This window comes from Moorena sp., assembly GCF_982860115.1.
Window position 1 is genome coordinate 1 of the sequence record NZ_CEYLVT010000056.1, and the last position, 23,975, is coordinate 23,975.

Sequence of the window (23,975 nt, forward strand, 5' to 3'; positions counted from 1 at the left end):
AAACCTAAAACCTAAAACCTAAAACCTAAAACCTAAAACCTAAAACCTAAAACCCAAAACCCAAAACCTAAAACCTATATACTTATTACTTAACATCCCAACTTTTTAGCCTCAAGGTTTCAATCAGTTTATCCAGGGAGCCATAATCCTCTGCCGGTAAAAATTTCTCTATCTTAGCAGCTGCCAGAGCTGGATGGTTTGCCGGGATATTCAGAAGGGCGTCGGTCACTACTGCCACTAATTGCGGGTCAGTACCCTTAACCGCCGCAATCGGCCACTCGGGATAGAGCTCGGTGGTATGAGTATAGAAGAATTTGTCCTTAGCTGACTCTAGGATTCTCAGCTGTTCCAGGTTTTCCAGCAAGCCTTGGTTGAGCATCTTTTCTAATTGACCTGTACGGATAAATCCAACATCAATGTTGCCGTTGACTACGTCTTGCACAATCTTGTCTTGCGATTTGTTTTCTACAAAACTGCTGAAGTCCAGGAATGGGTCAATACCATTTTGAAGCAGATGATAGATTTGGAAAGTGCAGCCAGCCGCCGCCGTTTGAAAAGCCACGCAGGCTGCCTTCTTACCCGGCAGATCCTTCAGCTTGTAGATATTGCTATCGCTTCTGACGATGATCAGACCACCAAATTTTGTACCCACCTGAGGTCGAGAGTGGGTAAGTAGAAACTCCGTATCGTAGAGCCTACGGATTTGCACAGCTGCCAGAGGATTGTTGGTGGTAAAGTGCAAATTACCTTGGGCTACTTCAATGAATTGACTTTCTTGGGTAACAGGTACTAAGGAGAAAGGGCGATTAATCACCCCAGAGAGGTAGTTTAGGAGTGGCTGATACCGTTGTTTGACAGAATCCACGCTATCAATGGTAAGCACACCCACCCGAACAGTATTGTCCGACACTTGTTGATGGGAAGTATCAACGGGTATCACTGATGGGTTTGCAGACTGTTTCTTCTCGCAGGCGGTAAGCCCTAGGATAAGAGCAATAGATACACCAGTCAACAGATTAATTATCTGTTGATAAATTGTTGATATTACTAGATTTTTAACCATCAAAACTAAGGAAATTATTAAATCTTAATAATCCGAATAAATAATTTAAACTAGATCTTATTTTTTCCTTGACAAGAGTTATTTCAATTGATGGATACTTTGATAAAGTTTCGATGAAGTTTTCGATGAAGTTTTAGACATACCCTAGCCAGCCTTAGTGTTTACTGTGAACAGTTACGAGGATACACAAGATTGCCGAAAAACTATACCTGTAGAGTTAGCTATGACTACATCACTACTACCAGTAGCGTATAGTCAGTAACTTGGCGTAACTCTTAAGAAACAAAATTCAGTCAATTGACTGAGATAACTTCCTAGATAAATAGGGTTAGATTAAAAACCGGAGTCAATCTAGCAATTCTAAATAGCTTGTGAACGATCAATGGGTCATTATTCCTGCACTACCAATAATTTTTGGTTTCTTGATTTTCACAACTCGTTTAGAAGCGCTATAGTTATCCTTCTAGGAATAATGGTCACGGTCATATGCCTTTTTCAAGAAAACTTCCCTGGGAATTACCTGTCACACCTCAAGGGATAAGCCAAGATGGACAACAGCAATCAAGTGAACCCATCGATCCCAACAATTCCCAACCACAAAGGAAAAGTAATGATCTGCGCACTCAATTATTGAAGACCATTCTCCCAGCGGTTTTAACCCCTCTAGGTCTAGCTGGACTATTCAGCTACAGTGCTATTTCCCGCAGCTCCCAACAGCAAGCTGAGCAACTATTAGAGGGTGAAACCCTAGTTGCGGGCAGAGTTTTCTATATATTTTTGGAGGAAGCAAAAAGAATACCTGCTACATTGGCCGCTAGCCCTCTAGTAGTTGAAGCAGCTAGCACTGCCGCCAAAGTGTCTCAAGTTAAAAACCTTGCCAAATTACCCTACTACGAGGTTGAAGAGTCTTTCTCCGCTACCCGGTTGATCCAGCCGAATCAAACTCTCAATTATTACTTACGTAAAACTACAGCAATTCATGACTTTACCGAGATATCTTTCACCGAAAAGCATGGGTTTAACGTGGCTTACAACACTCCTACTCCTGACTTTGTTCAACGGGATGAAGCCTGGTGGCAATCGGCAAAAAATTATCCCAGTCAGCAGGTGATTAAGACGAAATTTGATGACACTGATAATAGGTTCGTGATTGAGTTCAGCAAAGCGATCACAGACCCAGCAACTGATGAATTCCTAGGGGTTGTTAGAGGAGTTTTGCCTGCCTCGGTTTTCAGCACCATATTTAAAAACCTGCTAAAGGATTTGGAAATTGGGGATTCTCAATATATGCAGCTACTAGCCCTGAAACAAGACGACACTGTGGCTGTTGTAGATACCATCTACCAAGGGAAGAGTAAAGACCAGCCACAGAAACTGCTCGGGGCAAAGGATCAAGCAGTTGTACAGAACCTGAAAATTTTACTCGAAGCTGTTGAAAGTGGGAAAACAGTCCAACACAAGGGATTGATAATAAAGTCAGCTAATTCAGAACTGTTCCCAAACTTAAAGCTGGCCACCTTTGATCATAATACCAGGCACTATATATTGGTTGCAGTTCCTGATAGCAATTGGACTCTGGCCGTCTCGATCAAACTTAGTGAACTCAGAGCAGCGGGTAGAAAGGCGGCAATAGGCTTTGCTAGTTTGTTCGTGGTACTGGGCATTATTATTACCTTGGTAGTCAGAGCTCTATCCCGTCAGTTAGCAAAACCCTTGGGTCAGTTGGCTAATACTGCCAAAGCGGTGATTGCAGGGAACCTGAACGTTCAGGCGGAACTGCTTGGTGCTACCGAGACGCAGCTACTGGCTCAAGTTTTTAATAACCTGGTGACACGGGTCAAAGGTCGATTACAGGAGCAAGAACAAGAAACTGAACAGGCGCGGACACTAGCGCTAGTCAGCAACCAGCTTCAGCAATCCTTAAACTTCGACAATATCCTACAAACTTCCGTTTATGGGGTACACCTTGCCCTCAAGACAGACCGTGTGTTTATCTATCGCTTTAATCCTGACTTCAAAAGCGGGATAATTGCAGCGGAGGTGGTAAATTCTGGTTTGGTTCAAGCCCTAGGGCAAACTATTTACGAACCAATCACGACTGGGGAAATTACAAAGTTTAAGTTGGAGAAGCTTGTCAGTGTCGAGAACCTTCAACAAGCTACTCTAACTGGTGCTCCTGGGCAGTTCCTTCAACGCCTTGGTGTCGTAGCCAGCCTGGTTGCGCCAATTATCGTTGGGGGTGAACTTTTCGGCTTGTTGTACGCGAATGATTGCTCAAAACCCCACCGTTGGCAGAAGTCAGAACGTGAGTTAATGCAGCAGTTAACTAGACAAATTGGTGATGCCATCACCCAAGCCCTGCTCCTAGAACAGCAGCAAGCCACGGTGGACATTTCCCAAAGGTTGAATGAGATTACCGCTAGTATGCTTGAATCCCTAGAACGGGAAAAGATTTTCGCAGCTACGGTGCTGGGAATTAAAACAGCGCTCTCATGCGATCGCACAATCATTTACCTCCTCGAACAGAATCAGAAAGGCTCAATGGTTGGCCTTTCAGTAACTCTGGATGGGTCTGTTACCCCACAAACACAAAAAGAAGAGTTGGATTTTGCCCTAGAGGATCTTGATCACTACCAGTCACGTCAGGTTCTAGCCATTGAAAATCTTGAGGGTGAGTTGACCCAGCACCAGCAGTCTCAAGTAGAGAGGCTTGGAAAAATTTCTCTATTGCGTGGAGCTAAAGCCAGTTTAGTAGCACCGATTTTGGTGGCAGGTAACTTGATTGGCTTTTTAGCTGCCCATCAATGTTCACAGCCAAGAGCTTGGCAGGAAACGGAGATCAACGTTTTCACTCAGGTGGCGATTCAATTCGGCTTTGCTCTAGACCAGGCTAATCTCCTCGAAAAGACCCAAAGAATTTCTCAACAACAAAGACAGGAAAAAGAAGCACTCCAGACGCAACTGCTGGTAATGCTTGAAAATTTGCAAGGGGCAGCACAAGGAGATCTGACAGTGCGCTCTGAGGTGACTTTGGATGAAATTGGTAAAGTTGCTGATGGTTTTAACATCATTATTGAGAGTTTCCAAACTATCGTAACCCAGGTCAACAACTCAGCGGTTCAAGTCAATACCTTACTGGAAAACAACGAGGTGGTAGTCGGTAAACTAGCAGAAGATGCTCTTAAGCAGGCTTCAGAAACCACTCGCACCCTGGATTCAGTGGAGAAAATCACCGATTCGATTCAAGCAGTGGCTGAGAATGCTGATCAGGCGGCGAGAGTAGTGGATGGAGTTACAACCACTGTTGAAGCTAGCACCACTGCTATTAACCTAACTCAGGATAGTATCCTGGAATTGCGAGATACCATTGGGGAAACGACGTCAAGAGTGAAGCAGCTAGGTAAATCTTCCGAGAAGATTGCTAAGGTGGTCGCCTTGAGCAACATGCTCTTAGTCCAAACCAATGTTTTGGCTATTAACGCTGAGATTGAGGCTGCGCGGTCTGGTAAAGGGATTCAGGGTTTTGTCGTGATTGCCAAAGAAGTGAATCAGCTTACCAACCAATTGATCAAGGCTACCCACGAAATTCACAAGATAGTAGATGAGATCGACCTAGAAACCTCTCAATTAGTGAAAGTAATGGAACAGAGCACTGCTGTGGTGGAGAAGGGCACAGGTCGAGTTGAGGAAGCTAAGCAGAATCTGAAACAGCTGAGGTCGGCTTCGTGCCAGATCGAGCAGTTAGTGGCAGCCATTTCCCAGGGGAGTGTTTCCCAAACCGAAACCACTCAGAGCGTCGCTATGTTGATCAAAGATATCGCCCAATTCTCGGAACGTACCGTTGATTCCTCTAGGCAAATTTCAAGTTCCTTAACCTCAACTGTAGCCCTAGCTCAGGAATTGCAGGAGTCGGCTAGTGGTTTTAAATATTTTTCATAACACCAAAAAATCGTCAGCAGCTGATAGCTGAATAGTCAAATTAAATTATATTAACTGTGTTCAAAAAACTTAAAGTTCTTCAAACCCTTGCTATTCAATGATCCGAAGTTACCTGTGCCCTTGTTTAAGGTTATTATCTGAATTGTCTCAGATTGACTTCATGATACTCTCAGAGTTTGGCATAACAATTGGCTTGGATACTGACCAGAACCAGATTTCGCTATGAAGAATTCAGTGCGAGCTTCTGAATTAGGACTAAAATTGCTTGACCGGGCTAGACGCCTGAAAAGATGGAACAAAACCGCAGAAGCTTGGTGTAGCAGTGCCTTAACCTCTAGGGCAACCTTAAACCGATTTTGGGCCAGACAACCGATTCGCTGTGACACCTTCATCGCCATTTGTGATGCTGTAGGGGTTGATTGGGAAAAGGTTGTTGAGCCAGATCAGATTAAGGCAGATCAAATCAATAACGGCAAGAGTCCTACTGTGGCTCAAATTAAACGTGTTGATTGGGGACAAGCACCAAAGCTAAGAGATTTCTACGGTCGTACTGAGGAACTCAACACCCTACAGCAATGGATTCTTCAGGACAACTGCCGCCTGGTGACACTTCTAGGGATGGGGGGAATTGGTAAAACCTCTATGGCTGTGAGCTTAGCCCATCTTCTGGAAGATAAATTTGAGTTTGTTATTTGGCGCACTCTACGCAATGCGCCTCCCCTAGAAGAACTCCTGGCAGACCTGATTCAATTTTTGTCTGGACAGCAGGAAACCAATTTACCCTCCTCTGTGGATGGCAAAATTCTGCGATTGATTCGGTATTTACAAGCAGGGCGTTGCTTGCTAATTCTAGATAATGTTGAGTCGATTCTGCAAAGTGGCGATCGCACCGGTAGTTATCGAGAAGGATATGCTGAATACGGTGAGCTGCTCAGAAGTATTGGTGAAACCGCCCACCACAGCTGTCTATTACTGACCTCTCGGGAGCCACCCCAGGACTTGATTATCCTGGAGGGGGAAAACTTACCTATTCGTTGCTTCCCACTCAAAGGCTTATCAGAAACTGATGGGCAGGAAATCTTGAAGGAAAAAGGAAATTTTGCTGGGGATGACACCCAGTGGCTGACTGTAATTGAGCACTATGCTGGCAATCCTTTAGCCTTAAAAATGGTGGCTTGTCTGGTCAGAGACTTTTTTTATGGCAATATTGCTCAGTTCCTGAATTTTTTAAAGCAAGGCTCATTCATTTTTGATGATATTCGGGATTTGCTAGACCGGCAGTTTCAGCGCCTGAGTGCTACACAACAAGAGCTGATGTACTGGCTAGCTATTAATCGCGAACCGGTTTTTTTTAAAGAGTTGGAACAGGACGTTTTCTGCCACCGATGCGCTCCTGACATTTTACAGTCTCTAGGGTCTTTACAACGGCGTTCATTAATTGAGAAAACCTCGGCTGGGTTTACCCAACAACCTGTAGTGATGGAATACATGGTTAATCGATTAATTGAGCAGATTCCTGAGGAAATTACTAGTCAAAATTTTGCTCTGTTGCGCAGTCACGCATTAGTCAAAGCCACTGCCCCTGAGTATATTCGGGATAGTCAAGTCTCTCTGATTCTCGAACCGATTATTGAAAGATTACTCGCTCGTTTTGGTTGCACAAAACAGCTCAGCAATCACTTGCTGGAAATTATTTCAATGCTGCGCTCCCCAACTCCCACGGTTAAAAAAATAACTCAAGATACGGTATATATCTGCGGCAATATAATTAATATACTGCGCCAATTACAGGTGGATTTAACCAACTATGACTTTTCTAATCTAACAGTTTGGCAAGCTAACCTACAGGGAATTAAATTACACAATGTCAATTTCGCCCATGCTGACTTGACCAGCTCAGTATTTACGGAAACCTTAGGAAATATTTTATCAGCAGCATTCAGCCCAGATGGTAAACTATTAGCAACCTGTGATACAGATTGGAAAGTTCGCCTGTGGGAAGTACCAAGCGGTAAACTAGTTTTGATCTGTGAGGGTCATACCAATTTGGTACGAGACCTTGGTTTTAGCCATGATGGTAAAATCTTAGCCAGTTGCAGTGCGGATCACACCGTTAAGTTGTGGGATGTTAGTGATGGTAAGTGCTTGAAGACTTGTACAGGACATACTAATGAGGTATGTTCAGTTGCTTTTAGTCCAGATGGTCAAACCCTAGTCAGTAGCAGTGGCGACCATACCTTGAAACTCTGGGATATCAAAACTGGAGAATGTCTCAACACTTGCACCGGACATAGCAGTTGGGTTAGATCCGTTGCCTTTAGTCCAGATGGTAAGACTATAGCCAGTAGCAGTGACGACCACACGGTGAAATTCTGGGATAGTGGCACTGGTGAATGCCTGAATACTGGCACCGGTCATAGGGATTGCGTGGGGTCAGTGGCATTCAGCAGTGACGGGAAAATCTTAGCCAGTGGCAGTGGGGACCACACGGTGAAGTTTTGGGAGGTAAGCACAGGTCGCTGCTTAAGAACTTACACAGGACATAGTGGTGGTGTCTACTCCGTCGCCTTTAGTCCAGATGGGAAAACCCTGGCTAGTGGTGGTGGCGACCACATCGTTAGGCTCTGGGATACTAGCACCAATGAATGTTTGAAAACGTTGCATGGACACAGCAATCAGGTATTTTCAGTTGCCTTTAGTCCTTATGGAAACACCCTGGTTTGTGTGAGTTTAGACCAAAAGGTGAAGCTATGGGATTATCAAACCGGTCAATGCTTGAAAACTTGGTATGGAAATACGGATTGGGCAATGCCAATTGCGTTTAGTAGTGACGGTCAAATCCTGGCTAGTGGCAGTAACGACTACACAGTGAGAGTATGGGATTATGGTACTGGTAGCTGCATCAGAACCTTGCCCGGACATACTGACTTTGTCTATTCAGTGGCATTCAGTAGTGATAGGAAAACCTTAGCCAGTGGCAGTACAGACAATACGATCAGGCTGTGGGATGTCAGCACAGGTCGCTGCATTAGAACACTGCATGGCCATACTGATTGGGTATTTTCAGTGGCATTGAGTAGTGACGGGAAAACCTTAGCCAGTGGCAGTGCCGACCACACGGTTAAGCTGTGGGATGTCAGCACAGGTCACTGCATCAGAACGTTTCAAGAACATACCGATAGACTATGTTCAGTAGCATTCAGTAATGACGGGAAAACCTTAGCCAGTGGCAGTGCCGACCACACGGTCAGGCTATGGAATTGTGAGACCGGAAGCTGTGTGGGAGTTTTGCGCGGACATAGTAATCGAGTCCACTCCGTCGCCTTTAGTCCCAATGGTCAGCTCTTGGCTAGTGGCAGTACAGACCACACGGTGAAGCTGTGGGATATTGGTGAGAGTAAGTGCTGCAAAACCTTGACCGGACATACCAATTGGGTATTGTCAGTTGCTTTCAGTCCCGATGGGAAAACCCTAAGCAGTGGCAGTGCTGACAAAACGGTGAGACTTTGGGATGTTTCCACAGGGGAGTGCCTTGACATTTGCACCGGACATAGCCATCTCGTCTCTTCAGTCGCCTTCAGTGTAGATGGTCAAATTATGGCGAGTGGGTCTCAAGACCAAACCGTAAGGCTCAAGGATTTAGAAACAGGGGAGTGTTTGAAAATCCTGAGAACTCCTAGACTCTATGAAGCTATGAATATTACTGGAGTTAGAGGGTTAACTGAGGCACAGAAAGCAACTCTGAAAACCTTGGGGGCGATAGGATGAATTGGGAATTTAGAATGTAGAATGTAGAATTTAGAATTGGATTTTTTTTCATTATTAATTATTAATTTATTCCATGAATAATGACCAATCAACGTGCAGACTACGATAATCCCTGGAAAGAGGCCATTTCCTTATATTTCCAACCCTTTATGGCATTTTTATTCCCCGAAATTGAGGAAAACATTGACTGGGATAAAGGCTATGAATTTCTGGACAAGGAATTCCAACAGATAGCGCGGGATGGGGAAATTAGCACTAGGGAAGCAGACAAATTAGTTAAGGTTTGGCGCAGGGATGGCCAGGAAACCTGGGTATTAATTCATGTGGAAGTCCAAAGTCAATACGAATCCGTGTTTGCTGAGAGGATTTATGTGTACAATTACCGCATTTTTGACAAATATCGGCGTCAAGTAGTCAGTTTAGCTGTTTTAGCTGATGAAAGCAGATCCTGGCGACCGAATAAATACAGTTACACGATTTGGGGGTGTGAGGTGTTGTTGCGCTTCCCGATTGTTAAACTGCTGGATTATTCGTCCCAGGTGTTGGAAGAAAGTAACAATCCTTTCGCGGTAATTGTGGCAGCTCATCGAGCCAATCAGCAAACTAAACAAGATGTTCAGCAACGATATCAGATTAAATTACAAGTTGCGAAACGTTTGTATCAACGGGGCTATGGCAGGCAAGATATCCTAGAGTTATTCCGGTTAATTGATTGGCTAATTAGTTTACCCGATAGCTGGCAAACCGGCTTTACAGAAGAAATTAGACGTTATGAAGAGGAGAGTAGTATGCGTTACATTACTAGTTTTGAACGCCTTGCTCGTCAAGAGGGGGTTATACAAAAGGGTCGCGAATCTTTGCTGGAAGTACTTCGGGTTCGTTTTGAAGATGTGCCTAGGGAGTTGGTGGAAACAATCAACCAAATTAAGGATGACTCGATTTTGACAATGTTGCTCAGACAGGCAATTACCATTGCTTCTGTAGAGGAGTTTATAGTTGTGGTTAATCAGCAGCTAGCTTCTGGTGAGCAAAGTTCTAAGGAAAGTGGGACATGAAAATTTCATAAATTATTGGGATGGTGAATGAAGAATTAATAATTTAGGATTTAGAATTTATAATTGGATTTTTTTTCATTCTTCATTCTTCATTCTTCATTCTTCATTCTTCATTCTTTGTAAGCAATCAGATTAAGAAATTTTCGGTAATACTGATATCATTCCAAACCAACTTAATGCTGAAATATTCTCCTGCTTCGCCACTCACTTGCAACTTAAGATTTTCCGTATCTCTGGCTTGGACTTGAATCACCACAATTCCTTCTTCATCTAGCACCATAATTTGTAAACCTTTGGGGAGAAGGTCTCTACCACCAGCAGGATGCAGCTCAATGGATAGATTCATTTTGGGTGATTCTGTCCGATGTAGCTCCACTAATAAAGCTACTTGCTGATCACCCCAGCCGATCTCAGTACCGAGTAGCTTACCTCTTCTCACTCCTGCTGTGGTATGGAATTTGGTACTAGCTTCTTGATGCAGTCGCTCATGGGGGAAACCCCCAAGACCGCGCTGCATCGCTTGCTCAAAGGAGTCACTTCTAAAACTGAAATCTCGCTCTAGGTTTGGCTGTAAGATAGTGTTCACGTTTTCCCAACCTGGATCAAAACAATCCTCTAACCACCGCTTTAGTTGTACCACTTTTTTGCTAGGTGTTTTACTTGGTTTTGATCGCTGTGGTGGGCTGGGGTCTAATCTAAAACTGTCTAATCTAAAACTATCCTTAGGAAAGAGGAAAGGAGAAATGGGAAATGGGGAATAGGGCGAAGTATACCCTGCATCCCCTTGCCTTACGGAACCTCTGCGAACAAGGGGAACTGTTTGCTGGATTTGTCCTGCTGGAATAGTGGTGTGTGACATTAACAAGTTACTCCAATACACTCTGTAATTTTCATAATAATGGCCAGAAAATCGCAAAATGTCTCAGTTTTTGTCTCATTTGTCTCAGTTTTGAATTATAGAAATTCTACGACTTTTGAGATACAAATGTCTGGGTTGTAGGGAGCAGGGAGCAGGGAGCAGGGAACAGATAAGAGGCAATAGGCAATAGGCAATAGGCAATAGGCAATAGGCAATAGGCAATAGGCAATAGGTTAAAAATATTGTGTACCTCATAGCTATGATAAACGCTATAAGAATGTACAATTAAGAATTGGTAATTCTGCCTTAACCCTTAACCATTCTTCATTCTTCATTCTTCATTCTTCATTCTTCATTCTTCATTCTAAATTCTTCATTCTTCATTCTTCATTCTTCATTTTGCTGGTAATTTCTCTAATTGCTGCTAAATCGGGATAGGGTAATACACTATTCATGGCTAGCCAAAGTAAGTACTCGATATTCCCGGCGGGGCCAGTAATGGGAGAGGAGATTAATCCTTTGTATTGCCAACCTAGCTGTTTGGCGGATTCTAGAACGTTTGCGATCGCATCTGCACGGTGATGGGGGTCCCTGACTACTCCCTTTTTCCCGACACGGTCACGACCAACTTCAAACTGAGGCTTGACTAGCAACACTACCTCACGGGGAGGGGATAGCAGTTGCCACAGAGCAGGAAGAATTTTGGTTAAGGAAATAAACGACACATCCACTACGCCTAAATCAGCATAGACTTGACCCTGATTCGGGACTGGTGAAACACCGTACAAGTCGGCAGGCTGAAGATAGCGTAAGTTGGTACGTTCTTTCAATACCACCCGCTGGTCATTGCGCAGACTCCAGGCAACTTGTCCATATCCCACATCAACACCATAAACCTGTTTTGCTCCAGCTTTTAGCAAGCAGTCGGTGAAGCCACCGGTGGAAATCCCACCATCTAGGCAAATGCGTCCGTTTACTGAAATCCCAAATACTTCTAAGGCTTTGGCAAGTTTTTGCCCTCCTCTGGATACAAAAGGGGGTTTCTCTTTGACCTGAATCTGAGCGGTGGTCTTAATTTCAGTTCCTGGCTTATCTAATATTTGTCCATCTACCATTACTTCACCCGCACGAATTAGCACCTGAGCTCGCTGTCGGGATTCACACAGGTTAAGGTCTACTAATAATTTGTCGAGTCGTTGTTTAACCAATGGGATTGGAAGGTTAGGAGGTTAGGAGGTTAGGAGGTTAGGAGGTTGAAGGTTAGGAGGTTGAAGGTTAGAGGGTTAGAAGGTTAGAAGGGGGGTTTTGCCAATAGCCTTATGCCTCGTGACTGCTATTGTGATCTCTTTGCAGTCTACCACTGAGATACTGTGGTTTCGGTTGTTGTGTGACCTTCCCTGGTGCAGAAACTGGAATTGAGTACTAAATGCGATCGCATCCCAAAGGCTATAGTCTCCCAGTTCCATTATTAAACTGTAGCTAAGCAAATTCATATAAATCCTTTGATTATATCAAAATTAATCCGGATTACAAATACGTTAGACTATAGCTATTCATTGTGCTCCTAGTTAATTTCCCCTACTTCTCTTTAATCAGATATGGAACCTCTATCGGCTCTAGCTATTACCACCCTAGCTTTTATCGGGAAGAAAGCTGCGGAAACTACAGTAAGAAAGTTCACTGAGGCAGCCCTAGAAAAAGCCAAGCAACTGCGCCAGAAGATTATTGATAAGTTAAGTGGTAATCCCAATGCTGAAAAAGCTTTACGTTCTGCTGAAAACGGTTCAGATACTGATGTAGAAGTTGTATCTAAATATTTAGAAGAGGCGATGGCAGAAGATGATAAATTTGCTCAGGAGATTAAAGCATTAGCAAGAGAAATCCATAATTTGAACCAAGTAGAAGGGGAAAATTGGCAAGTATCTGGTGGTGACGTAACTTACAACAAGGTATCTGGTGGTGACGTAACTTACAACAAGGATAATAAAGCTACCGTGATTATAAGTGGTAGTGGTCATACGGTAACCATTAACGAAAATCCTCCGGAACATTAGCTGAATTCGCCTGGGGAGCAGGTTGACCTTGATTCTGATAAATCTACAGCTAGTGACAATCTACCATGCCCTTATCAAGGGTTGTTTCATTTCAGTCCCAAGGAAGCGGAATATTTCTTTGGGCGTGATGTTTTTAGAGAAGAACTATTTCAAGCAACTCAAACCCGTAACTTTATTCCGGTATTAGGTGCATCAGGGAGTGGTAAATCCTCTGTAGTTCTAGCGGGATTAGTGCCGAAATTATTGAAAGAGGAATATTGGTTGTTTACCCTTTTTCGTCCTGGAGAAAAACCTTTTCGTGCTCTAGCTCAAGCCCTTGTTCCTCTATACAGATCTGATCTAGATTCTACTGACAAAATCATCCAAGCTCGTAATTTAGCTATATCCTTCAGTCAAGATAAATCACCTTTACCTTTATCTGATGTCTTTGCTGAAATTCAGCGCAATCATCCTAACCATAGAATTTTACTAATTGCTGACCAATTTGAAGAACTCTACACCCTTTGTAGGGATGAAAAAATCCGTCGTCTATTTCTCGATACTCTCTGCAATACATTTAAACCTTGTCCTGAACAATCTTCCTCATCGACAGTTTTAGTAACTACCCTGCGGCTCGATTTTTTAGAGAATGTGTTGTCCTATCCTCCCTTAGCGGATGTCTGGCGCAAGATGAATGTTCAAATCCGTTCCATGAATCCAGAGGAACTTAGAGAAGTAATTGAAAAGCCAGCCCAAAAATTAGGAGTTAGCTTTGAAAGCGGACTGGTGGAACGCATTCTCAAAGATGTCGATAAAGAACCGGGGCATTTACCCCTGTTGGAATTTGCCCTCACTGAACTTTGGAAAAAACGCACCAGCAAACAATTAACCCACCAAGCTTATCAAGAAATCGGTGAGGTTTCTGGTGCATTAACCAGCTATGCTGATCGGGAGTTTAGTAAATTTAAACCAGAGGAACAAGAACGGGTAAGACGAATATTTATCCAATTAGTACGTCCCGGTGAAGGTACGGAAGATACTAGACGAGTAGCTACCAAAGCAGAATTAAACGAGACCAACTGGAAATTAGTTAAACGATTAGCTGATGCCCGGTTAGTGGTTACCAGTCGCACCGTTGTCACCAGTGCTAAAAATGCTGAACAAGAAACCGTTGAAGTTGTCCATGAGGCTTTAATTCGTAACTGGGGGCAACTGAAAGCATGGATGAAAGAAGACCGAGAATTCCGTGCTTGGCAAGAAAGAATCCGAGCAGCTATGGGTCAGTGGCAAGAGATGAACCGGGATAAGGGACTTTTATTGCGGGGAGCTGCTTTAGTCCAGGCACAGGAAAAACTCCAAGAACGTGGGGAGGAACTATCCCAAGCTGAACAAGAGTTTATTGGCTTGAGTGAAGCGTTACAAGTTAGGGAAGAAAAGCAAAAGCAGCGTCAGCGTCAAAGACTAATCGGGGGATTGGTTGGGTTTTCTGTGGCTATTTCTGGGTTATTAGCAACAGTATTGTGGTTATTTATTGAAGCTTTAATCGGTAAAAAAAATGCGGATATTAAAGCTGAAATTACACTATTAAAGTCTAGCTCAGATTATAAAAATATAGATAATCAATTAAGGATAATTAGAATAAATAGAGATTTGCAACAAGCAAATAAACCAACAACAGACATTTTGATACAAGGAGTAAACTTGTTGCGACAAAGTGTTTATCAAGTAAGTGAAATTAAACTAAAAGAGATTAACTATTTTACTGAGGATAAATCTTTTGTAAAACATGCCAGTTTCAGTCGAGATGGTAAACACATCGCTTCTGCAAATAGTGATAAGACAGTGAAATTGTGGACGCGAGAGGGAATATTGGTAAAGACCTTCACCGGCCATCAGGGTTTGGTCAATAGTGTCAGTTTCAGTCGAGATGGTAAATACCTCGCTTCTGCTAGCTTGGACAAGACGGTGAAATTGTGGACGCGAGAGGGAATATTGGTAAAGACCTTCACCGGCCATCAGGGTTCTGTCAATAGTGTCAGTTTCAGTCGAGATGGTAAATACCTCGCTTCTGCTAGTTATGACAAAACAGTGAAATTGTGGACGCGAGAGGGAATATTGGTAAAGACCTTGACCGGCCATCAGGGTTCTGTCAATAGTGTCAGTTTTAGTCGAGATGGGAAATACCTCGCTTCTGCTAGTCGGGACAAGACGGTGAAATTGTGGACGCGAAAGGGGGAATTGGTAGATACCTTGGCTGGCCATCAGGATTATGTCTATGATGTCAGTTTTAGTCGAGATGGGAAATACCTTGCTTCTGCTAGTGGGGACAATACTGTGAAATTGTGGAGGCGAGAGGGGGAATTGCTAAAGACCTTGACTGGCCATCAAGGTTTTGTCTATGGTGTCAGTTTCAGTCCGGATGGAAAATATCTCGCTTCTGCTAGCTTGGACAAGACCGTGAAATTGTGGACGCGAGAGGGGCAATTGGTAGATACCTTGACCAGCCATCAGGATGATGTCTATGGTGTCAGTTTTAGTCCGGATGGAAAATATCTCGCTTCTGCTAGCTTGGACAAGACCGTGAAATTGTGGACGCGAGAGAGGGACTTGATAGATACTTTGACCGGCCATCAAGATTTTGTCCATAGTGTGAGTTTTAGTCGAGATGGCAAATACCTCGCTTCCGCTAGTCGGGACAAGACCGTGAAATTGTGGACACGAGATGGGGAATTGGTAGATACCTTGACCGGTCATCAGGGTTATGTCAATAGTGTCAGTTTTAGTCGAGATGGCAAATACCTCGCTTCTGCAAGTAGTGACAAGACCGTGAAATTATGGACCCGAGAGGGGAAATTGCTATATACCTTGACTGGCCATCAGGATGGAGTCAATAGTGTCAGTTTCAGTCGAGATGGAAAATACCTTGCTTCTGCAAGTAGTGACAAAACCGTAAAATTGTGGACACCAGAGGGGCAATTGCTATATACCTTGACCGGTCATCAGAGTTATGTCTATGGTGTCAGTTTCAGCCGAGATGGAAAATACTTGGCTTCATCTAGTGATGACAAAACTGTGAAATTGTGGACAGTAGAAGGCAAACTGGTGGACACCTTGACTGGCCATCAGGCTCGGGTCACTCATGTCACCTTCAGCCCGAATGGTAAATACCTCGCTTCTGCTAGTTTAGACAAGACCGTGAAATTGTGGACGCGAGAGGGAGAATTCCTCAAGACTTTGACTGGACATCAGGGTATTGTCTATGGTGTCAGTTTCAGTCGAGATGGTAAATACCTCGCTTCTGCTAGTTTGGACAAGACCGTGAAATTGTGGACACCAGAGGGGCAATTGCTAGATACCTTGACTGGGCATCAGGGTATTGTCTATGGTGTCAGTTTCAGTCGAGATGGTAAATACCTCGCGTCTCCAAGTAGTGACAAGACGGTGAAGTTGTGGAACTTTAACCGAGATCAACTCCTCAAATACGCTTGCAATGGACTAAAAGATTACCTGAAAAATAATTCCAGTGCTAGCAATGAAGATCGTAAACTTTGTGGGATGGACTAAAACCCAATTTAAAACCCTAATGCTAGTGATAAAGATCGTTATATTTGTAGGGTGAAAGCTTCTGTAACAGTTTTGATCTACAAGGGGATAAACGCGCAAGGCAAAAGGCAAAAGTTTGGCGTTGCTTAATAATGGAATAATTTTATTTTAATAGTTTTGTAGAATGGGCATCTTGCCCGTTCAGGGATCTTTATCGAGCGGGCAGGATGCCCACTCTACTGCTATTCATTCTTTTCCCGATTCCCCACACCCTACACCCTACACCCTACACCCTACACCCCACTCCCGATTCCCTAAAATCACAAAACCCCACAAAGAGATAACCTTGCAGGGATTCATGATATTCAATTAAGTGGCGGGAGGCGGATTTGAACCACCGACCTTCGGGTTATGCTTACCAACTACAACTTTCGTTGCCTGGATCTTCCAGTTTGTGGTCTGGACTGTCCCTTCACCCTCGCCTTTAACGTTAGGGTGCCTGCCTAACCAGTCTCTACACCTTCTCCTTTTGGGAGCTTGGCTCGGGATTACCTCGCTACAGGCTTCCCCGAATTTGACAGGTAAACACACGGAGATTTATCTTCGTGCCGCCCATGCTCAAGCTTGCTATTAAGCGTCTAGCTAACTTGATTGTTGAGCCCGACGAGCTACCAGGCTGCTCTATCCCGCGTCGTCTTTTTAACTATAACACCTAATTTCCAAAAGTGGCAAGGGGAAATGGGAAATTTCTGAAATTAATTGTAAGAGTGCTCTGGGAGTCGGGAGTCGGGAGTCGGGAGTCGGGAATCGGGAGTCGGGAGTCGGGAATCGGGAATCGGGAAAATACAACCCCGGATCTCTTTCCTCTCTTGCCTTCCCCTCCTGGGAGGGGTTAGGGGTGGGTTACTCTTGCCTCTTGCCTCTTGCCTTTTGCCTTCGAGATACAAACGCTATCAGTTCACCCCTCAAGGCATAGATAACTCACCAACTACTTCTAAACGCTTGTATTTACTGAGGTTAATAAACATCGACTCCAAGGTATCTGCCACGGAAGGGGTAATCCAAGCCATTTGCTTGAGTAGGGCAATGGCTGCAGCATACTTAGGTGATTTGCCTCCATCGAGGACTTTAATGGCTAGACCCATATTCTGGCCAATGCGACCGATACACTGAACCCCTTGTGCTCCGGATTTACTTACCAGTTCCCCTTCGGATAATCGCATCAGTTCTGTATCAAATCCCCCATCCCCGGACACCATATGGGGATGACTGATCATGGCACGGACAATACGCTCCATGGCCAGATTATTACCAGAAGAGAGCTGAGCGTACAATAAGGCCATTTGCCGTAGTTGTAAAAAGTAAGTGGGAGCGCCACAGTCATCGTGAGCGAGAATTAACTCTTGCTCCGGCATCTGTAGCAACTCCGCCACTTGGCTTAAGATTAACTTTTGTACGGGATGGTTGTACTCCAAATAGGTCTTGAGTAGCCACTGCCTTTGTTGGCAAACAGCCAACATTCCAGCATGTTTACCGGAACAGGTATGTTGCAGTGAACTTTCCTGGCCTGGGGGAATGGGACACTGTAGTGCTGATGGATCAACATCAGAGCGCCAAAGAATGTTAAAGGCCTGCCTTACCTGCTCCATGGTTCCTTGATGGGAACCACAGATAATTGCCAAGTCTCGGTCGGTGAGATTGTAACGCTCAAGGGTACCTGTGGTGGTGACCGCTAACGCTTGGAAAGGTTTGAGTGAAGAGCGAATGAATGTTGAGGTTTCTGGGTTACCCGCAACATATAACATCCGTCCCCGGTCATCACACACAACTGCTTGAGCTGAATGAACTGATTCGATAATGCCTTCCCGTAGTAAACGGACTTCTAAGGCTCGTGTTTTAGTACGTTTTCCCCTGGTCATGGATTAGACTTAAAGCTACCCTATAGCTTAGTTGGAGCAATCGAGCTAGGTGGCTGATAACACACGCCAAATGATGTTGCCACCAATCACGACTATAATCAAAAATCCGAACGTCCAGTGTAAACGTTGCAAAATTGGTTGGAGTTCATAAGAAACAATTAAGCGATCGCGAGCCAAAATTTCTGGGGTTTTTGTCCAGGTTTGACCATCATACCACCCTGACTCCTCGTAGACGATGGTTTCTCTGGTCAAGCGATCGCGTACATAGAACCAACCCAGGTATAGCCGCAGCAACGTTAAAATCAAGAAGATACTTGCTCCTGCCCCGCCACAGAGCAGAAACTTGATTATCGCTTTTTGCGGTGGAAAACTCACTGCTGCTATTGGCCCTGAAATCAGCCAGCTCAACCCCCAAACCCAAGCCAGCTTGATCACATAATTTGGTAGTTCCAGCCTTCCCCAGTTAAAAAACCAAGACTCCCTTAGTTCTTGGTATTCATTTATGGGTTGCTGCTCTTCTGGAACAGGACATACATAAACGGAAGATTTCATGATTATTTATTTGTGAGTGCTGCAATTAGGATGCCTGAAACTCAATCTGCTCCGCGTGGCCCCAGAATGCTTCGAGATTATAGAACTCCCGTTCTTCAGGCAGCAAGATATGGACAATCACGTCACCGTAATCTTGAAGTATCCAGATTCCCTCTGCTTTTCCTGCTGTTCGCACAGGTAAACGGTTCCATGCCTCTTCTACTTGCTGTTCAATCGACTGAGAGATTGCCCTGACCTGTACCCTAGAAAACCCCGTCACAATTACAAAGTAATCTGTGATGTACGATACCTCTGAGACCGACAGAATCACAATATCTGCACCCTTGCGGTCATCTGCTGCTTGAGCAACGGTTAATGCTAACCCATAGCTAGCATCCTGGTTTTCGGTATCAGGGGTTACTAAAGTGGAGGGCTTATTATTTTGATCTCTCATTAAGCGTTTAATTCCTCGCTTTACAAAACAATCTGTTCTAATAGTAATTAAGTTTTCTTGTGCTTAATCACTTGCGGTACAATTCTTTTCATTTCTTTTCTTTGCTTCTTCATTTGACACTCACACTCCTGTTTACGAAACATTCCTGAAAGCTAGGCACATGATACGTTAGGAATTTACACAATCTGTCTTACTCTCTCGTTTAGCTGTTGTCTTCCTGGACATCTGTTGAGCCCAGTTTCGAGTCAATATCATACGTTGGTGAATGGGACGAGGACTCTCTAGCAGGAATTTTAAAGAGTAGTCACAGGCTAACCAAACAGTTTTGTATAGGTCTTGCTTAGAGAGATTTCGTAAGGCTTGTAAATCCGGTGTATCACCACGACCTGGCTCAATAGTATCAGCAATAAACACCACACAACTGAGGGGGGTCATACCCTCACGCCCTAAGGTATGGAGAGCGATCGCTTGCAATACTGCTTCATCTTTGACTCCAAATTGCTCTTGGGCAACAATAGCACTGACATCTGCATGCAATAAATGAGGAGCGGCTTCACAGACTGGATCGACTTCTATGGCATTATCTCTAGCCATTTGCAACAAGCGCTCAGGCTTAAAGTATTTGGCTAGGTCGTGCAACAACCCTGCTTGAGCTGCCTGCTGAGCATTGAGATGATGAAGCTCGGCGAGTTCAACAGACATCTGTTCAACCCGCAATATATGCTGTAGCCGAGAAGACGGTACATTATCTGCTAACCAGGTTAACACCTGATCACGCATCACCTTAAAAAGCTCCTATGACATTTAATTGGTAACACTCGCTAATTTTTTTTAAGAAAAGTTTAACAATTTTTCTTTATATAGCGGATACTACCTAATATGTCTATTAAAACATTTTCTCAAGACTTTAGCAATAAAATTTCAAAGGAAAGGGAATCGGGAGTCGGGAGTCGGGAATCGGGAGTCGGGAGTCGAGAGTCAGGAACTTGACAAAAAAAATTCTTACAATTACTACAGGGATTGCTATATAGCAGTTTTTTAGCTAATCAGGTACACAGGATTTTTTACCTCTTCCCTATTGCCTATTGATTGTTCCCTAAAGCCCAATTTGTAGCTTACGTAATTGAAAATTGCTATAGCAATCATTTAAGATTGCTATAGAAAAAAAACCTTAGCTATCAGCTAAATCGCGAAACACTTCTCGGACTGCTGGATGAACCAACTGGTGATTCTGGACATTAACGCCCTTGGCTAAAGCGGGGTTATTTTCCACAGCGCTCAACCCCTGATTGGCCAAACTAAGTACGTAGGGGAAAGTACTATTGTTTAGAGCCACAGCTGATGTGCAGGGAACAGCTCCAGGCATATTAGGTACCCCATAGTGAACAACACCTTCATCGATATAAATGGGATTGGTATGGGATGTGGGTCGTAATGTTTCAATACAGCCTCCCTGATCCACAGCAACATCTACAATTACTGAGCCATTAACCATTTGTTTAACCAGAGAGCGGGGCACTAAAATGGGAGCGCGACGACCAGGGATTAACACTGCCCCAATCAGGAGGTCAGCATCAGTAACAGCCGCTTCAATGTCTGCTGAATTGCTGTAGAGAAGTTCCACTCTTGAGCCAAAGATGCTTTCTAAATAAGCCAACCGTTGAACGTTAATATCAAAAATCTGTACTCTCGCTCCCATCCCCACAGCTATTTTGGCGGCTTCTGTACCGACAACTCCGCCACCAAGAATTACCACCTTACCTGGTCTGACTCCGGGAATACCCCCCAACAGCACCCCTCTTCCCCCCTGCTGACGCTCTAGAAATCTGGCTCCAAATTGCACAGAAAGACGACCAGCAATAATGCTCATGGGGGTTAGCAGCGGTAAGCTGTGGTCTGGGAGTTCTACCGTTTCATATGCGATCGCAATCACCCCCGATTGCAGCAACTGCTCAGTTAAAGCACGGTCAGCGGCTAAGTGTAGATAAGTAAACAACAGCTGTCCTTTTTGAAGCAAGGGATACTCTGGCGCTAGGGGTTCTTTTACTTTGACTACCAGTTCCCGATTCCAAGCCTCAGCCGCGTCTAAGACAATTTTGGCTCCCTGACGCTGATAGTCTTCATCGGTAAAGCCAGCACCAGTGCCAGCATTAGTTTCAACGAAAACTGTATGACCCGCTTCTTGTAAAACCCTGACACTACTGGGGGTTAATCCCACACGAAATTCCTGATCTTTCGTTTCTTTGGGAACACCGATTTCCATGCTTGTACCTCTTTGGCTTACTGGTGCTGTATCTAAATGTGATCTAAATGTTAAAATTAGTGAAGTTAAGTAACTCCACTATAGCTTGGCAACTTTTCTAACTATGACGCAACCCCAACCCACTAAAGTCCCTCAAATCCAGTCACCTAAGTTTGGGTTTAATGATTACGCAGAACGCTTGAATGGTAGAGCTGCCATGATTGGTTTTATTTTGACTCTGGCAATTGAATACTTTACTGGTCAAGACTTATTAACCTGGTTAGGCTTACAGTAGAACTAGTTCGAGAGTCAGTCAGTGGGACAGTCGGTCAGTAGGAGAGTCGCTGAAGCTACTGGCCAGCTCCTGTAAGCGCTTTTAAGAATAAGCGTTGCCATGGTTGGTAAGATTGGCAAAATTAATCTTGAAATTCCCGGTTGCTCTGGGGATATCGAAGAATTGTATATATCAGATATATCTCAGTAACAGTGAAGTCTCCTAACTAAGTTAGTGCTCTAGTTGGGCAGTTGTGACCTATTCTGTTACAAAAGAAGTAAATCTGTGAAATAGAGTAAGTAGTAAGCCGTGATAAATGCTTTATGGCATCGAGTGTTGAAGTCAGCTTACCGTAAAGAGCCAATCTCAGGCTTCATCGTGATTATCGGAGCGGTGGATGCTGTGATTGGTGGTGTCGGGGGACGCTGGTCATTATTCAGTTTCGGACTGATGATGGTAGCAATAGCAGTGGCAGTCCGTTGGTGGCAAAGCCAAAGCCAGCAAACTGAACTGGCTGAGCAACCTGTGGAGCGGTATCTTCCCCCCAGTTCTTCCCGTCCACCATTACCGATGTTGAGTGCTGTCAAGGGTCAATCACATCGACGTCAACCACCTCGATAGGTCAAGCTGTTTCAAGATCACACTGTTCATCCCTAAGGCAATAGGGGAAACAGAGGGGAGAGCATAGTCAACAGTGGTCAGTTACCAATTACCAATTACCAATGATCTTGTCACCAATTCATCAGAGGACTGGCTCAAAATTGGTCAGGTAGCTAGTCATAGCGGGTTGCCCGTGAAGACCATTCGCTATTACGAAGAAATTGGTCTGCTTACGCCAGTCACAACCCGCTCCCCTTCTGGCTATCGCCTGTTTACGAGGCAGGTGCTGAATCGACTGGCTTTTATAAAACGTGCCCAATCCCTAGGACTTAGCCTTAGTGAGATTCAAGACATCCTCAAAATCCATGACTTTGGTGAGTTACCTTGTGGAGCAGTTAAGCAGCATCTACTGCTCAAAATTGACGCAATCACCGAACAAATAGAAGCATTGGAACTACTAAAGTCCGAGTTGTTGGGTATAATTTCCGGCTGGCAAGAACATCCCCCTGACGCGGTGAAAAGTAAGACGATTTGCCCTAACCTTTGCCAAAAGGCCACGCTACGCGAACAAGCAGAATGAAAAAAACACCGTTGGCGATATTGGGAACTGTACTCGGGCTCATGGCAGTGGTCACCAGTACCACCTACGCTAAGGAATCCAGACTGGGGCTAATGGTTGCAGCTATACCGGAAATGGCTTCATCCCAGGCTCAATCTTGGAGAACTCCTCAATTAGTGCGTACCATTCAAGCCCATTCTACCGCTGTGGATGCTCTGTCATTTAGTCCTAGTGGGCGAGTGCTACTCAGTGGGGGAAGCAGGAGTGATGCCCATCTAAAATTATGGTGGCTGAAAAACGGTCGTGAAATTGATAGCCTGCGAGTACACCAAACCTCAGTGACTGACATGGCTTTTAGTGCTGATGGAACAATTCTGGCTAGTGTCGGGGAGGATGGTGGGGTCAACTTGTGGCAATGGAATCAGCAAGACTACACAGGAGACTATACCCGTACTTTTCTAGGCCATAGAAGCAATTTGCTTTCCCTAGCTATGACCTCAGATAGTAAGGTGTTAGTGACTGGGGGATTGGATGGTATTCGGGTGTGGGACCTCAGAAACCAACGTCCCCTTTACACTCTGGCAAATTTTGATAATCCAACCTATTCCCTAGCGCTTCATCCCAAGGCCGAAACCCTAGTCAGTGGACTCAAAAATGGCACGATTAAAATTTGGAATCTGAACACGGGACAACCGCTTTACGTTATTCGAGCTCATCAAGGTATAACTAGTGCTATAGCCTTTACCCCTAATGGTAGAACCCTAGTGACCAGTGGTTATGACGGTAAGATTAAGGTCTGGGATACGCGGACTTGGCAGCTTAAGTATACCTTGAGCAAACATACTGGCAAGATTCGTGCGATCGCAATTAATCCAGTTAATGGCACAATCCTCGCTAGTGCTAGTCGTGATGGGGTTCGGTTGTGGAATTTGAACACTGGTAAGGAGATAGCTTGGTTGACTGGACATCAAGATTGGGTACAATCCGTTGCCTTTAGTCGGGATGGGCGTTTTCTCGCTACTGGGGGATTTGATCGGACGATAAACATTTGGCAGGCTAATACAAAAGAGGTAGCTCGACAGTAAAAAAATACCAATTAAAGTAGGGTTGGAACAGGTAAGCTATCAGCCATAAGC

At 44.3% G+C, this 23,975-nt stretch carries 19 protein-coding genes; 9 read left to right on the top strand and 10 right to left on the bottom strand.

Annotation, left to right across the window (positions count from 1 at the left end):
- Positions 1 to 85 precede the first annotated feature (85 nt).
- Positions 86 to 1,063 (bottom strand): phosphate/phosphite/phosphonate ABC transporter substrate-binding protein, encoded by a 978-nt coding sequence (locus tag AC4II3_RS12130; protein ID WP_488014320.1) that lies wholly within the window; start codon positions 1,061 to 1,063, stop codon positions 86 to 88.
- 486 nt (positions 1,064 to 1,549) lie between these two features.
- On the opposite strand from AC4II3_RS12130, the gene AC4II3_RS12135 reads away from it, so the two are divergent.
- The 3 genes from AC4II3_RS12135 (at position 1,550) to AC4II3_RS12145 (ending at position 9,825) form a co-directional block, all read left to right on the top strand.
- Positions 1,550 to 5,002, top strand: a complete 3,453-nt coding sequence (locus AC4II3_RS12135) for a GAF domain-containing protein (protein ID WP_488014322.1) — start codon at positions 1,550 to 1,552, stop codon at positions 5,000 to 5,002.
- Positions 5,003 to 5,224: 222 nt separating this feature from the next.
- Positions 5,225 to 8,770 (top strand): WD40 domain-containing protein, encoded by a 3,546-nt coding sequence (locus AC4II3_RS12140; RefSeq protein ID WP_488014324.1) that lies wholly within the window; start codon positions 5,225 to 5,227, stop codon positions 8,768 to 8,770.
- 80 nt (positions 8,771 to 8,850) lie between these two features.
- Positions 8,851 to 9,825 carry an RpnC/YadD family protein gene (locus AC4II3_RS12145; RefSeq protein WP_488014326.1) on the top strand — a complete coding sequence of 325 codons (975 nt, stop codon included), beginning with the start codon at positions 8,851 to 8,853 and terminating at the stop codon, positions 9,823 to 9,825.
- A 127-nt stretch (positions 9,826 to 9,952) separates the two neighbouring features.
- Here AC4II3_RS12145 and AC4II3_RS12150 read toward each other — a convergent pair whose 3' ends face one another.
- From AC4II3_RS12150 to AC4II3_RS12160, 3 genes are all read right to left on the bottom strand, one after another.
- On the bottom strand, positions 9,953 to 10,684 hold the full coding sequence (locus tag AC4II3_RS12150; protein ID WP_488029285.1) for a DUF1822 family protein: 732 nt from the start codon (positions 10,682 to 10,684) through the stop codon (positions 9,953 to 9,955).
- An 84-nt stretch (positions 10,685 to 10,768) separates the two neighbouring features.
- Entirely contained in the window at positions 10,769 to 10,939 is a 171-nt protein-coding gene (locus tag AC4II3_RS12155; protein WP_488029286.1) for a hypothetical protein, read from the bottom strand.
- A 125-nt stretch (positions 10,940 to 11,064) separates the two neighbouring features.
- Positions 11,065 to 11,892, bottom strand: a complete 828-nt coding sequence (locus AC4II3_RS12160) for a TlyA family RNA methyltransferase (RefSeq protein ID WP_488014669.1) — start codon at positions 11,890 to 11,892, stop codon at positions 11,065 to 11,067.
- Positions 11,893 to 12,282: 390 nt separating this feature from the next.
- On the opposite strand from AC4II3_RS12160, the gene AC4II3_RS12165 reads away from it, so the two are divergent.
- The gene (locus AC4II3_RS12165; RefSeq protein ID WP_488014667.1) at positions 12,283 to 12,738 is read left to right on the top strand and encodes a hypothetical protein; all 456 of its coding nucleotides are present in this window, start codon (positions 12,283 to 12,285) and stop codon (positions 12,736 to 12,738) included.
- A gap of 81 nt (positions 12,739 to 12,819) precedes the next feature.
- Complete coding sequence (locus AC4II3_RS12170; protein WP_488029287.1) at positions 12,820 to 16,281, top strand: nSTAND1 domain-containing NTPase; 3,462 nt, start codon at positions 12,820 to 12,822, stop codon at positions 16,279 to 16,281.
- Positions 16,282 to 17,015: 734 nt separating this feature from the next.
- Here AC4II3_RS12170 and AC4II3_RS12175 read toward each other — a convergent pair.
- The 6 genes from AC4II3_RS12175 to ald form a co-directional block, all read right to left on the bottom strand.
- Positions 17,016 to 17,207 carry a hypothetical protein gene (locus AC4II3_RS12175; RefSeq protein WP_488014661.1) on the bottom strand — a complete coding sequence of 64 codons (192 nt, stop codon included), beginning with the start codon at positions 17,205 to 17,207 and terminating at the stop codon, positions 17,016 to 17,018.
- An 18-nt stretch (positions 17,208 to 17,225) separates the two neighbouring features.
- A complete protein-coding gene (locus tag AC4II3_RS12180) occupies positions 17,226 to 18,179 on the bottom strand; it encodes an asparaginase (RefSeq protein ID WP_488014659.1) in 954 nt (317 codons plus the stop codon).
- A 45-nt stretch (positions 18,180 to 18,224) separates the two neighbouring features.
- Positions 18,225 to 18,734, bottom strand: a complete 510-nt coding sequence (locus AC4II3_RS12185; protein ID WP_488014673.1) for a CGLD27 family protein — start codon at positions 18,732 to 18,734, stop codon at positions 18,225 to 18,227.
- 22 nt (positions 18,735 to 18,756) lie between these two features.
- On the bottom strand, positions 18,757 to 19,164 hold the full coding sequence (rsfS, locus tag AC4II3_RS12190) for a ribosome silencing factor (RefSeq protein WP_488014657.1): 408 nt from the start codon (positions 19,162 to 19,164) through the stop codon (positions 18,757 to 18,759).
- Positions 19,165 to 19,332: 168 nt separating this feature from the next.
- Positions 19,333 to 19,944: a bis(5'-nucleosyl)-tetraphosphatase (symmetrical) YqeK gene (gene yqeK / locus AC4II3_RS12195; protein ID WP_488014671.1), complete on the bottom strand. Its 612-nt coding sequence runs from the start codon at positions 19,942 to 19,944 to the stop codon at positions 19,333 to 19,335.
- Positions 19,945 to 20,335: 391 nt separating this feature from the next.
- Positions 20,336 to 21,427, bottom strand: coding sequence for an alanine dehydrogenase (gene ald / locus AC4II3_RS12200; RefSeq protein ID WP_488011035.1), 1,092 nt, complete (start codon positions 21,425 to 21,427; stop codon positions 20,336 to 20,338).
- 103 nt (positions 21,428 to 21,530) lie between these two features.
- Between ald and AC4II3_RS12205 the strand changes: the two genes are divergently transcribed.
- The 4 genes from AC4II3_RS12205 to AC4II3_RS12220 all read left to right on the top strand — a co-directional run bounded on the left by AC4II3_RS12205 (position 21,531) and on the right by AC4II3_RS12220 (position 23,924).
- On the top strand, positions 21,531 to 21,701 hold the full coding sequence (locus AC4II3_RS12205; protein WP_488011033.1) for a hypothetical protein: 171 nt from the start codon (positions 21,531 to 21,533) through the stop codon (positions 21,699 to 21,701).
- Between the two features lie 291 nt (positions 21,702 to 21,992).
- The gene (locus AC4II3_RS12210; protein ID WP_488011037.1) at positions 21,993 to 22,301 is read left to right on the top strand and encodes a hypothetical protein; all 309 of its coding nucleotides are present in this window, start codon (positions 21,993 to 21,995) and stop codon (positions 22,299 to 22,301) included.
- A gap of 73 nt (positions 22,302 to 22,374) precedes the next feature.
- Positions 22,375 to 22,860 (top strand): heavy metal-responsive transcriptional regulator, encoded by a 486-nt coding sequence (locus AC4II3_RS12215; RefSeq protein ID WP_488011031.1) that lies wholly within the window; start codon positions 22,375 to 22,377, stop codon positions 22,858 to 22,860.
- The gene (locus AC4II3_RS12220; RefSeq protein ID WP_488011029.1) at positions 22,857 to 23,924 is read left to right on the top strand and encodes a WD40 repeat domain-containing protein; all 1,068 of its coding nucleotides are present in this window, start codon (positions 22,857 to 22,859) and stop codon (positions 23,922 to 23,924) included. Before AC4II3_RS12215 ends, AC4II3_RS12220 begins: the two co-directional genes overlap by 4 nt.
- Positions 23,925 to 23,975: the final 51 nt, after the last annotated feature.